Source organism: Massilia consociata (assembly GCF_042432755.1).
In the GTDB taxonomy this organism is placed as follows: Bacteria; Pseudomonadota; Gammaproteobacteria; order Burkholderiales; family Burkholderiaceae_D; genus Telluria; species Telluria consociata.
Genome location: NZ_JBHLWP010000016.1, coordinates 43932 through 55544, shown reverse-complemented (window position 1 = coordinate 55544; position 11613 = coordinate 43932). Strand labels below are relative to the sequence as shown.

General features: G+C 66.7%; 9 protein-coding genes. 5 read left to right on the top strand and 4 right to left on the bottom strand.

What is annotated here, in order from left to right:
* Positions 1-42 precede the first annotated feature (42 nt).
* A complete protein-coding gene (locus tag ACFFJK_RS17435) occupies positions 43-2862 on the top strand; it encodes a M16 family metallopeptidase (RefSeq protein ID WP_379680809.1) in 2820 nt (939 codons plus the stop codon).
* Positions 2863-2966: 104 nt separating this feature from the next.
* On the opposite strand, the gene ACFFJK_RS17430 is transcribed toward ACFFJK_RS17435, so the two are convergent.
* On the bottom strand, positions 2967-4034 hold the full coding sequence (locus tag ACFFJK_RS17430; protein WP_379680808.1) for a serine hydrolase domain-containing protein: 1068 nt from the start codon (positions 4032-4034) through the stop codon (positions 2967-2969).
* A 100-nt stretch (positions 4035-4134) separates the two neighbouring features.
* Here ACFFJK_RS17430 and ACFFJK_RS17425 point away from each other — a divergent pair, with 100 nt between their 5' ends.
* Positions 4135-4719, top strand: coding sequence for an isochorismatase family protein (locus tag ACFFJK_RS17425; RefSeq protein ID WP_379680806.1), 585 nt, complete (start codon positions 4135-4137; stop codon positions 4717-4719).
* Positions 4720-4781: 62 nt separating this feature from the next.
* Here ACFFJK_RS17425 and ACFFJK_RS17420 read toward each other — a convergent pair whose 3' ends face one another.
* The gene (locus ACFFJK_RS17420; protein ID WP_379680804.1) at positions 4782-5768 is read right to left on the bottom strand and encodes an LLM class flavin-dependent oxidoreductase; all 987 of its coding nucleotides are present in this window, start codon (positions 5766-5768) and stop codon (positions 4782-4784) included.
* A 139-nt stretch (positions 5769-5907) separates the two neighbouring features.
* Between ACFFJK_RS17420 and ACFFJK_RS17415 the strand changes: the two genes are divergently transcribed.
* Positions 5908-7200: a serine hydrolase domain-containing protein gene (locus tag ACFFJK_RS17415; protein ID WP_379680802.1), complete on the top strand. Its 1293-nt coding sequence runs from the start codon at positions 5908-5910 to the stop codon at positions 7198-7200.
* Between the two features lie 133 nt (positions 7201-7333).
* The gene (locus ACFFJK_RS17410; protein ID WP_379680801.1) at positions 7334-8122 is read left to right on the top strand and encodes a hypothetical protein; all 789 of its coding nucleotides are present in this window, start codon (positions 7334-7336) and stop codon (positions 8120-8122) included.
* A gap of 109 nt (positions 8123-8231) precedes the next feature.
* Here the strand turns inward: ACFFJK_RS17410 and ACFFJK_RS17405 are convergent, their stop codons facing one another.
* Together ACFFJK_RS17405 and ACFFJK_RS17400 are read right to left on the bottom strand one after the other, a co-directional pair.
* Positions 8232-9824 (bottom strand): FAD-dependent oxidoreductase, encoded by a 1593-nt coding sequence (locus tag ACFFJK_RS17405; protein WP_379680800.1) that lies wholly within the window; start codon positions 9822-9824, stop codon positions 8232-8234.
* Between the two features lie 208 nt (positions 9825-10032).
* Positions 10033-10680, bottom strand: a complete 648-nt coding sequence (locus ACFFJK_RS17400) for a choice-of-anchor J domain-containing protein (protein WP_379680798.1) — start codon at positions 10678-10680, stop codon at positions 10033-10035.
* 299 nt (positions 10681-10979) lie between these two features.
* Here ACFFJK_RS17400 and ACFFJK_RS17395 point away from each other — a divergent pair, with 299 nt between their 5' ends.
* A complete protein-coding gene (locus ACFFJK_RS17395) occupies positions 10980-11516 on the top strand; it encodes a DUF2058 domain-containing protein (protein ID WP_379680797.1) in 537 nt (178 codons plus the stop codon).
* Positions 11517-11613 lie beyond the last annotated feature (97 nt).

The window sequence follows — 11613 nt, the reverse complement described above, 5'->3', positions numbered from 1 at the left end:
TGCTCGTTCCATCCGTCCCGGATGATCCTTTGGAGGAGCAAGATGGCAGTATCCGTTCGTCGCAGTCTCCAGCTGGCAGCAGCGCTCGCGCTCGCCACTGGCGTATCCGCCGTGTCCACCGCCCACGCGGCCCCGGCCAAAGCATCGGCCAGCACACCCGACATTCCCATTCCGAACGTCCCCTACACCAAGTTCACCCTGAAGAACGGGTTGACGGTGCTGGTGCACGAAGACCGCAAGACTCCGGTGGTGGCGATCAACACCTGGTACCACGTCGGCTCGAAGAACGAAAAGCCGGGCAAGACCGGCTTCGCGCACCTGTTCGAACACCTGATGTTCAGCGGCAGCGACAATTTCAAGAAGACCTACCTGAACGCGATGGAAGGCATCGGCGCGACCGACCTGAACGGCACCACCAACCAGGACCGCACCAACTACTTCCAGAACGTGCCGACCTCGATGCTGGACTATGCGCTGTTCGCCGAGAGCGACCGCATGGGCCACCTGCTCGGCACCGTGGACCAGAAGAAGCTCGACCTGCAGCGCGGCGTGGTGCAGAACGAGAAGCGCCAGCGCGAGAACCAGCCCTATGGCGTGGCCTACGAGCTGCTGGTGACGAATACCTACCCGGTCGGCCACCCATACTCCTGGACCGTGATCGGCAAGATGGAAGACCTGGACGCGGCATCGATGACCGACGTGCGCGACTGGTTCAAGACCAACTACGGCCCCAACAACACCGTGCTGGTGCTGTCCGGCGACATCTCGCCGGAGGTGGCTCGCCAGAAGGTCGAGCAGTACTACGGCCACATCCCGCCGGGCCCGCCGCTGGCCAAGCATGAAGCCTGGATCGCCAAGCGCACCGGCACCCACCGCACCACGGTCCAGGACCGCGTGCCGCAGTCGCGCATCTACCGCACCTGGAACGTTCCCGGCGCAAACACGCCGGAAGAAGCGCAGCTCGACCTGGCAAGCCTGGTGCTGGGCGGCGGCAAGACCTCGCGCCTGTACAAGCGCCTCGTGTACAAGGACCAGCTGGCCACCAGCGCGTCGGCCAGCGACAACGCATCCGAGATCGGCGGGCAGTTCTACATGACCCTGACCGCGCGTCCGGGCGCCGACGTCGCCAGGATGGAGCGCATCGCGGACGAGGAACTGCGCGCCCTGATGAAGAACGGACCGACCGAGGCCGAACTGCGCCTGGCCAAGACCACCATCCTGGCCCAGTACACCCGCATGATCGAGCGCGTCGGCGGCTTCGGCGGCAAGAGCGACCTGCTGGCCTCGTGCCAGACCTATACCGGCAACCCGGACTGCTACAAGGTCTACCTGCAGCGCATCAAGGATGCGACCCCGGCCACCGTGAAGAAGGCCATGAACGACTGGCTGAGCAGCGGCGACTTCATCCTGCGGGTCGACCCGTACCCAACCAACCTGGCCGCGGGCGCGCCGGCCGTGGATCGCAGCAAGGAACCGGCGCTCGGCAAGCCGATGGCCCTGAAGCTGCCGGAAATGCAGAAGACCACGCTGTCGAACGGCCTGAAGGTCGTGCTGGCCGAGCGCCATGACGCACCGGTGGTCAACTTCCAGCTGCTGGTGGACAGCGGCTATGCGTCGGATGCGCCGGACAAGCCGGGCGTGGCCAGCCTGGCGATGCGCATGCTGGAAGAAGGCACCAGGACCCGCAAGTCGCTGGAGATCGGCGAAGCCTTCGCAAGCCTGGGTGCGCAGTTCGGCGCCGGGGCCAACCTCGACAGCGGCATGGTGTACATGAACACGCTCAAGGCCACCATGCCGCAGGCGCTGAATCTGTACTCGGACCTGATCCTGAACCCGTCCTTCCCGCAGAACGAGTTCGAGCGCCTGCAGAAGGACCGCCTGGCCGCGATCGCCCGCGAGAAGACCGTGCCGCAGCTGACGGCCCTGCGCGTCCTGCCGGGCATCCTGTACGGCAAGGACCATCCGTACGCCAAGCCCTTCACCGGCACCGGCACCGAGGCATCGGTGCAGCGCATGACCCGCGACGACCTGGCGAAGTACCACGCCACCTGGTTCAAGCCGAACAACGCGACCCTGCTGGTCGTCGGGGATACCACGCTGGCCGAGGTCAAGCCGATGCTCGAGAAGGCTTTCGCCTCCTGGCGTCCGGGCGAGGTGCCGAAGAAGGTGCTGACGGATGTCTCCGCGCCCGAAAAGAGCGTGGTCTACCTGGTCGACCGTCCGGGCGCGCTGCAGAGCGTGATCGTCGGCGCCCAGCTGGCCGTGCCGCGCAACCATCCGGACGCGCTGCCGCTGGAGATCGTCAACGACCTGTTCGGCGGCACCTTCAGCTCGCGCATCAACATGAACCTGCGCGAAGACAAGCACTGGTCCTACGGCGTGCGCAGCCAGCTGCAGGCGGCCCTGGGCCAGCGTCCGTTCATGAGCGTCTCGCCGGTGCAGACCGACAAGACCCGTGAAGCGATGCAGGAACTGGTGCGCGAGTACCGCGACATCGCCGGCGGCAAGCCGATTACGGCGGAGGAACTGAAGGCTGCGGTGGACAACAACACGCTGGGCCTGCCGGGCAGCTTCGAAACCGCCGGCCAGCTGACCAATGCCTACACCAACATCGTGCAGTTCGGCCTACCGGACGACTACTACAACACCTATACCCAGAAGGCATTGTCCTTGAGCCCGCAGCAGGCCAATGCGCTGGCGGCGCGCAGCTTCACGCCGGAGCGCCTGGTGTGGGTGGTGGTGGGTGACATGAGCAAGGTCGAGCAGGGCATCCGTTCGCTGAACATCGGCGAAGTGCGCAGGATCGACACGGACGGGAATCCGGCGGCCGGCGCTCCGGCGGCCGGCGCGCCGGCTCAGTAATCGTAGGGTGGCCGGCTTGTCCGGCCGCGCGTCCAACCAGCCGATGAATAGTTGTCTCGTCTATTCAATGTGACCTGAACGCGCGGCCGGCATGGCCGGCCACACTACACATTCTCGAACAACGCAGTCGCGATCTTCGCCAGTTCCGGCTGCGGCATGTCCGTGTTGTTCAGCAGCACGACGGCGCGGCCATCCGCCAGGTCGTAGGCCAGCAGCGATTTGTAGCCCCCCATGCTGCCCGTCACCCAGGCCAGGGTGCGGGCACCCTGCTTCGTCGTGATCGTCTTCACGCGTCCACCCAGCGCATATTCTTCGGACGCCACCGCAATGGTGGAGAGTTCCTTGCGCGCCTTGTCCGACAGCAGCCGGGTAGCGTAGACGGCATCGGCGAGCGCGACCAGGTCGCGTGCCGTGCTGTACAGGGTTCCGCTGGCCGCCAGCATCGGCGGCACCGACGGGGTCTTGCGCTGGCCCGTGGCGCTGTAGGCAACCGCCATGCCCACTTCGTCCTCGTAGCCGGTGGCGGCGAAACTCGTATCGCGCACGCCGGCGGGCGCCAGTACCAGTTCTTCGACCGTCTCCGTGAACGGCTCCTTGCGGACGCGCTCGACGACCGCCGCTACCAGTATCCAGTTCGTGTACGAGTAATCCCAGCGCTCGCCCGGCGCCGAGGCAAGCGCGCCGGCGCCGAAGCGCAGGGCCGCCTCGACCGGGCCGATCTCGAGCTTCTCGAGCGCCTTGTCCTTGCGCAGGGCTTCGCCCAGGCCGTTCGGAATGCCGCTGCGGTTCGACATCAGCTGGCGCAGCGTGACCGCGCCGTTCGCCGCCGGCAGTTCCGGCAGGTGGCGCGCGATCGGCGCATCGAGGTCGAGCTTGCCCATGTCGGCCAGGCGCAGCACGGTGACGGCGGTGAGCCACTTCGTCATCGAACCGATGAGGAAACGCGTGTCCTTGGTGTTGGGCTGCTTTTCCTCGCGCAGCGCCAGGCCGCCGGCATGGATGACCAGGGTCGAGCGTGCATCCTTGCGCACGGCGGCCACGCCGCTGTAGTCCCCGGGCAGGTGGCGTTCGATCAGCGGCCGGGTAGTGAGGTTCGCGACCGCGGCGCAGCCGGACAGCATGGCTGCCGTGGCGGCGAGCGAGGAAAGGCGGATGAACTGGCGACGTTGCATGCTTGCTCCAGATTGATGGGTTCGGGGCATTGTAGCCCTGTGCGCCGTGAGGAGGCCGATTCGTGAATACTCGAGGACGAAACGACAGCAGGAGCATGCCATGACCGAACAGTCCCTGAACCTCGCACGCACTGCCCTGGTGCTGATCGATCTTCAGAACAGCAATGTCGGGCGCGAACTCGCGCCCTATACCGCCGAGCAGGCCGTGGGCAATTGCGTGTTGCTGGCGGGAGAAATGCGCAACCGCGGCGCGATGGTGGTGTACGTGCGCGTGCTGGTGAACGAGTTGCCGACAGCGCTGGCCGACGCCCCGATATGGCCGTCGGGGGCGCCGCCTTACGACGCCTCCGAGCTGGCCGCGATGGCCGGCGTCGAGGCGACCGACGTCGTGGTCACCAAGCGCCAGTGGGGCGCGTTCTACGGCACGGAACTGGACCAGTTGCTGCGCCGGCGCGGCATCGACACGCTGGTGCTGGGTGGCATCGCCACCAATTTCGGTGTCGAATCCACGGCGCGCGCGGCGTTCGACCGCAACTACAAGCTGGTGTTCGCGGAAGATGCGATGACCAGCCTCGACGCCGAAGCCCACCGGTTTGCGTGCCAGCATATCTTCCCGCGCATGGGCAGGGTGCGCTCGACGCGGACGCTGATCGACATGCTGCAGGCGGGGACCGGGGACGCCTGAGCTTTCGCTGCGGACCAGTGTTGGTGTGGTGGGGGCGCCGCCCACCCGACGCGGATCGGGACTCAGCCCTTGCGGTTGATCTCGGCCGTGATCTCGTAGGCGCGCAGGCGCGCTGCGTGGTCGAACACCTGCGAGGTGATCATCAGCTCGTTCGCACCGGTGCGCGCGATGAAGGCGCGCAGCTGCGACTCCACCGTGCCTGGCGAGCCGATCGCTGTGCAGGACAGGACGCTCTCCAGCATCATGCGCTCGGCCGTGCCCAGGCTGTCGAGGTAGCCGGGAATCGGCGGCTGCAGCTTGGTCGGGCGGCCGCTGCGCAGGTTGACGAAGGCCTGCTGCATCGAGGTGGCCAGCACTTGCGCTTCTTCATCGGTATCGGCGGCGAACACGTTATAGCCGAGCATGATGTAGGGCTTGTCGAGCTGGGCCGAGGGACGGAAGGTCGACTTGTAGATGTCGATCGCCTGCATCATCATCTGCGGCGCGAAATGCGACGCGAAGGCGTAGGGCAGGCCGAGCGCGGCGGCCAGCTGCGCGCCGAACAGGCTGGAACCGAGGATCCAGACCGGCACGTTCAGGCCCGCGCCGGGAATCGCGCGCACCTGGCGGCGCGGCGAGTCGGCAAAATAATCCATCAGCTCCACCACGTCCTGCGGGAACTCGTCGGCATCCGATGCCAGGTTGCGGCGCAGGGCCCGTGCGGTCGTGTGGTCCGAGCCCGGCGCCCGGCCCAGGCCCAGGTCGATCCGGCCCGGGAACAGCGACTCGAGCGTACCGAACTGCTCGGCGATCACGAGCGGCGAATGGTTGGGCAGCATGATGCCGCCTGCGCCGACCCGGATGGTCGACGTCCCAGCCGCGACGTGGCCGATCAGCACCGCCGTGGCGGCACTGGCAATGCCGGGCATGCCATGGTGTTCCGCCAGCCAGAAACGCTTGTAGCCCCAGCGCTCGCCGTGCTGGGCGAGGTCTAATGAACGTTGGAAAGAAGTTGCCGCATCGCTGCCTTCCGCAATGGGCGAGAGGTCGAGTATCGAGAAAGGAATCATTTTTTTATGATACGCCGATGTGACAATTCGCGTGCGCGCCACGCCGAAACGGCGCCGTGTGCTTGCTAGACTGTAAAGATTGACCCCCGGCAGGCCCGTCCTTATGATCGTCCGCGAAGCCCTTTCTTTTATCCTGCCCATGTCCAGATTCCCGACCGCCCGCTGCCGCCGTACGCCCCCAGTCGCCACCCTGTTTGCCGCCGTGTGCACCTCGCTGCTCGCCGCCGGCTGCGCCCAGCTGCCGGCAACGGCGCCGGCGGCCGTGCGTGCCGACTCCCGGACCGCTGCGCCGCCGTTCGATGCCGCGCGGCTGGCGGAGATCGACCGCGCCATCCTCGACAGCGTCGCCGCGCGCAGGCTGCCCGGCGCCGTATTCTTCCTCGAGCGCGACGGCGCCATGTACGAAAAAAGCTTCGGGCGCTTCACCTACGAAGCGGATGCCGCGCCGGTGACCCCGGACACCGTGTTCGATGCCGCTTCCCTGACCAAGGTGCTGTCCACCGCGCCCGCGGTGCTGCTGCTGGCGCAGGAGGGCAGGCTTGACCTGGAAGCACCGGTCGCGCGCTACTTTCCCGAGTGCGCCAACGGCGGCAAGGAAGCGATCACGGTGCGCCAGCTGCTGACCCATTCGTCCGGGCTGCCGGCCGGCCTGCCCGCGACGCCCGCCTGGCAGGGCGCGCAGGCAGCACATACGCTGGCCTGCACCCAGGCCGTGTCGCATGCGCCGGGCAGCTTCTTCCGCTACTCCGACATCAACTACATCCTGCTCGGGCAACTGGTTGAACGCGTGGCCGGCATGCCGCTGGACCGCTTTGCGCAGGAGCGCATCTTTGCGCCGCTGCGCATGCGCGACACCGGCTACCTGCCCTTGAAGCGCGTACAGGCCGGCGCCATCGCGCCGACCCAGCGCGGGGGCGATGCCGCCGGCGCGGCGCTGCATGGCGATCTCGGGCCGGGCCAGCTGCTGCAAGGCGTGGTGCACGACCCGACCGTGCGCCGCATGGGGGGCGTGGCCGGCTCCGCGGGCGTGTTCTCGACGGCGCGCGACGTGGCGCGCTTTGCCCGCATGCTGATCGGCGACGGAGAACTCGATGGTGTGCGGGTGCTCTCGAAGGACAGCGTGCGCCTGCTCACCACCGTGCAGTCGCCGCCCGGCCTGGCCCTGCGCGGCATGGGCATGGACATCGACTCGCCGTATGCGCAGCGTCCGCGCGGCACGGTGTTCCCGGTCGGATCCTACGGCCATACCGGCTTCACCGGATGCATCCTGTGGGTCGACCCGCAGACGCGTACCTTCTACGTATTGCTGTCCAATCGCGTCTACCCGGACGACAAGAGCAATGTGCTGGGGCTGTACACCCAGCTCGGTACGCTGTCGGCACAGGCGGTGCAGGCGCAGGATGCATCCGCGGCGGTTGCCGGTCGTCGCTGAAAACAATTTATTTATTTTCCGCGAGGCTACCGTGCGCCTCCCTCGTGGCGCTCTCCTTAAACTGAGTTTCACATTCAATATCTCATTGATATTGTTGAGTTTTTAGCCCCGAACACATTATTAGGAGATCGACATGAAGATGAATAAGCTACTGAAAGGCCTGCTGAGTGCTTCCGTCGCAGCTGCAATGTTTGGCGCCACCACCGTGCATGCGCAATCGAGCAGCACCGCCGGACAAAGCGGCAGCACCGCAACGAGTGGCAGCCAAAGCGGCAGCATGAACGATCAAAGCAGCGGCAGCTCGTCGGCAAGCAGCGCCGGCAGCTCCCAGAAACAGGACAAGAAGCGCAGCAAGCAGCACTCCGGCAGCAGCGCGAGCGGCACCAGCGGCTCGGGCAGCACCAGCGGCTCGGGTGCCTCGGGCAGCATGGGTGACACCAGCGGCACCAGCGGTACCAGCGGCTCGGGAAGCATGAGCGGTTCGACCGGTGGCACCGGCGCCAGCGGTTCGTCGGGCTCGTCGGGTGCGACCGGTACCAGCGGCTGGACCGGCTCGGGCAGCTCGGGCGTCGAAGCCGGCCGCACCGCCACCGGCGCTTCGAGCGAACCGGAAACCCGTTCGGGCACCAGCGGTTCGTCGGGTTCGAGCGGCTCGATGGACACCGGCGGTTCGTCGGGTTCGAGCGGTTCGATGGGCACCAGCGGTTCGTCGGGCACCAGCGGCTCGATGGGCACCGGTTCGTCCAGCGGCGCCACCGGCGGCAGCGGTGCCATGGGCACCAGCGGCAGCAGCAACACCGGCAGCGGCTCGACGGGCAGCTCGGGTACCACCGGCGCCGGCACCGGTAGCACCGGCGGCACGACCGGCTCCAGCACCACCAGCGGCGGCACCGGCGGCGGCACGACCGGCCGCGGCTACTGATCGCCGGCAGCTAGGGCGTAGCACTGCCTTTCATGCGGCCCGGTGGGGCCGCATGCGACACCAGCCTGCGGGCTGGTGTCGTCGTTTACGGAGAGCGCGCAGGGACCCGTCAGCGCGCGTTGCGGCCACGCGTACCGGCACGCGGCGAACGCGGAGGCGGCGCGCCGTCGGGTGCCAGGTCGATCTTCTCGAGCGGTTCGGGCGCCGGGCCGTGCAGCACGTTGCCTTCGATGTCGAAGCGCGACGCGTGGCACGGGCAGTCCCAGGAACGTTCGGCCGAATTCCAGTGCACCGCGCAACCGAGGTGGGTGCACTTGGCGGATACCGCATGCAGCCCGCCCTGGGCATCGCGGTACACCGCGATCTTGCGCAGGCCGTCGCGCACCACCGCGCCTTCTCCGGCGGCGATTTCCTGTACCGAGTCGACATCGCCGCCGGTCAGCCATTCGCCATAGCGCGCCATGACCTTGGCCTGCTCGGAAGCGAAGTCCGCCATCCCGTGCACCGGCTTGCGCGATGGGTCGTACAGGTCTTTCCAGGGATTGTCGCGGCCGGCGATCAGGTCGGTCACGAGCATGGCGCCGATGGTGCAGTGGGTCATGCCGTTGCCCGAGTCGCCGGTGATCAGGTAGACGTTGTCGTCGTCCATCGGGTTACGGCCCAGGTAGGGCAGGCCGTCGGACGGCTCCATCACTTCGCCCGACCAGCGGTAGGCTACCGCCTCCACTTGCGGGAAGTGCTCGCGCGTCCAGCGCTCGATCTCGTCATAGCGGTGTTCCGGATGGTCGTCGTGGCCGGTCTTGTGGTCGGCGCCGCCGACCACCAGGATGTCGTGGTCCAGTGCCGGGTCGGGGGTTTCCAGGCGCACGTAGTAGTAGGGGTCGCCGGTGTCCCACAGCAGGATGCGCGGCACCGCGCCGCGCGGCACGCGCATGCCGACCACGTAGGTGCGGTAGCCGGCCTGCTTGGTGTGCATCACCACGCGGTCGTTGAAGGGCGTGTGCGTGGCCAGCACCACTGCGCGTGCACGGATGTCGCCGTGGTCGGTGCTGACGGTCTGCTGCTGGCGGTCGCCGCGCACGCGGTGGGCATGGGTACCGCCGTAGATCTTGCCACCGTGGCGTTCGATGGCGCGGGCCAGGCCGGCCAGGTACTTCAGCGGATGGAACTGGGCCTGGTTCGGGTAGCGCACGGCCGGCCCGGTGTCGAACGCCAGGCCGGACACGCCGGGCAGCAGTTCGACCGGCACGCCGGCGCGCGTGGCGCTGTGGTATTCCTTTTCCAGGTCCTTGAAGCCGTTGCCCGGCAGGGCGTACAGGTAGCCATCGAGGCGCTCGAATTCGCAGTCGATGTTTTCCTGCGAGGAGATCGATTCCACCAGGTCGATGGCGCGCGCGTAGCTGTCGGCGACGAGGCGGGCGTTGGCGGCGCCGAACTTGTCTTCGATGAAGACGTACCATTCATCGGGTGGGAACAGGTGGGCGGTGGTGCGCCCGGTTTCACCGGCGCCGATACCGAGCGCATCGATCACCGCGACGCTGCGGCCCTCCCTGGCAAGCAGGTAGGCGGTGGTGAGGCCGGCCAGGCCGGCGCCGATCACGCAGACATCGGCATCGATATCGCCGGGAAGGGGGGGATAGGAGGGCACCTCGGCGGTATCCATCCAGACCGAAACCGAAGCGCCGTTCGTCGTAGCAGACATGTCGTCATCCTTTCTGTGTAAGGCGCCGATGCTGTGGCGCGCAGGAATGCGGTACGGACCGCGGCGGCGGCCGGCAGCCCATCTGGAACCTGCGGACAGTCTACTGTGATGAAAAAAAGCCCGGAGCACGATGCACCGGGCAGTCTGGAACGCCAGTTGGCGGCTGGCGCAGGCGGCGCAGGCGGCACCGAAGGCGCCGGAAGGCAGCTCAGGAGCGGCGGCGCGCCATTGCCAGGCCGGCCAGGCCGAGCCCCAGGATCGCGAGCGAACCCGGCTCCGGCACCGCACCACGCGGCATGTCTTCGATGCGCAGGGTGTCCAGGCCGACGTAGTTGGAAGTCGCTTCCTCGCCGGTGTGGACAAAACCGAGCCGCGCCATGACGCCCGCCTGCGGCGCGATCGTCAGGGTGAACATCGTCCAGTCGTCGGTCGGGGCCGTGATCGCCATCTGCTGGATGAAGCGGCCCGGATCGGCTGGACCGTCGGTATAGCCGTAGACGACAATGTCGCTGAAGCCGGCATCGGCGGCGCCGCGCAGCCAGAAGGTGGCGATGGCGCCGTTCTCCAGCGAGAACAGCGGGGTGAACAGGCGGTCGTCCAGCCGGCCGCCCGGCGCCGCGCTCTCGAAGCTCGAGGCGATGTAGGCGTCCGGCGCACCCTGGTGGGCGTCGAACACGGCCGGGTTGCCCTGCACCCAACCCGGTGCGATGCCCGGCGGCTGGCTGGCGTTCTCGAATACCCAGCCCTGCGCGGGCAGCGAAGCGACGTTGTCGAAATCTTCCTGCAGCAGGACTGCGGCCTGCGAAACGCCCATCGCCGATGCGAGTGTCAGGGCAACCATCAACTTCTTGATCATGTAGCGCCTCCGTACGTTATGAGAAGGGCAGGTGCACCCAGGAAATATAGCCCCATGACGCGCAAGCGCCGGAGCTCAGTCCAAGAGGAGTAGCAGGGATCGTGCCAAGCAACTAAGCTATTGATTTTGCTAATAAAGGACTTGCTTACTATTAGAAAATCTTGTAAATATGTAAAAAATCTCGACATGTGCCTAGCGTGGACGGCCGCCGCCGCTTCAGGCCGGCCCCACGGTTTGCTATGCTAGCGGCTTTACGCTGGCCGGCACCGTGCGGGCCAGCATTCAGAAGGAGCACAAGGATGGTCTCGCTCGCGGAGCAGTTGCTGAAAGCTGGCCTGGTGGACAAGAAAAAGGTCCAGAAGGTCAACCAGGACAAGAGCAAGCAGAAAAAGATCGAGCGCCGTACCGGCACCGAGTCGGTGAACGAAGCGCGCGAAGCGGCGCTCGAACAGCAGCGCAAGCAGGCCGAACGCGCGCGCGAACTGAACGCGCAGCGCGACGCGGCCGCCATGCAGAAGGCGATCAAGGCGCAGATCGCGCAGCTGGTGCAGGTGAACCGGCAGCCGCGCGGCAAGGGCGACATCGCCTACAACTTCACCCACGGTACCAAGATCGAACGGATCTACGTCTCGGCCGAGATCCAGAAGCACCTCGTTGCCGGCCGCCTGGTCATCGTGTTCCTGAACGGGAACTACGAGCTGGTGCCGAAAGTCATCGGCGAAAAGATCGCCGAACGCGATCCGGCCAGTGTCATCCAGGTCAAGGCGGCCAGCAACGAAGCGGATGCGGACGATCCGTATGCCGCGTTCCAGATTCCGGACGATTTCACCTGGTAGAGTGCCCCGGTAAGCGCCACATCACTGCAGCAGACGCAGGCAACGCCACCGCAAGGTGGCGTTTTCTTTGGCGAAGATCCCCGCCATGTAGCGGTAT

Excerpts from the sequence above, each read along its gene's own strand:
- ACFFJK_RS17400 (WP_379680798.1), bottom strand. The coding sequence starts at position 10,680 with ATGATCAAGAAGTTGATGGTTGCCCTGACACTCGCATCGGCGATGGGC.
- ACFFJK_RS17420 (WP_379680804.1), bottom strand. The coding sequence starts at position 5,768 with ATGATTCCTTTCTCGATACTCGACCTCTCGCCCATTGCGGAAGGCAGC.
- ACFFJK_RS17425 (WP_379680806.1), top strand. The coding sequence starts at position 4,135 with ATGACCGAACAGTCCCTGAACCTCGCACGCACTGCCCTGGTGCTGATC.
- ACFFJK_RS17435 (WP_379680809.1), top strand. The coding sequence starts at position 43 with ATGGCAGTATCCGTTCGTCGCAGTCTCCAGCTGGCAGCAGCGCTCGCG.
- ACFFJK_RS17415 (WP_379680802.1), top strand. The coding sequence starts at position 5,908 with ATGTCCAGATTCCCGACCGCCCGCTGCCGCCGTACGCCCCCAGTCGCC.
- ACFFJK_RS17405 (WP_379680800.1), bottom strand. The coding sequence starts at position 9,824 with ATGTCTGCTACGACGAACGGCGCTTCGGTTTCGGTCTGGATGGATACC.
- ACFFJK_RS17395 (WP_379680797.1), top strand. The coding sequence starts at position 10,980 with ATGGTCTCGCTCGCGGAGCAGTTGCTGAAAGCTGGCCTGGTGGACAAG.
- ACFFJK_RS17430 (WP_379680808.1), bottom strand. The coding sequence starts at position 4,034 with ATGCAACGTCGCCAGTTCATCCGCCTTTCCTCGCTCGCCGCCACGGCA.
- ACFFJK_RS17410 (WP_379680801.1), top strand. The coding sequence starts at position 7,334 with ATGAAGATGAATAAGCTACTGAAAGGCCTGCTGAGTGCTTCCGTCGCA.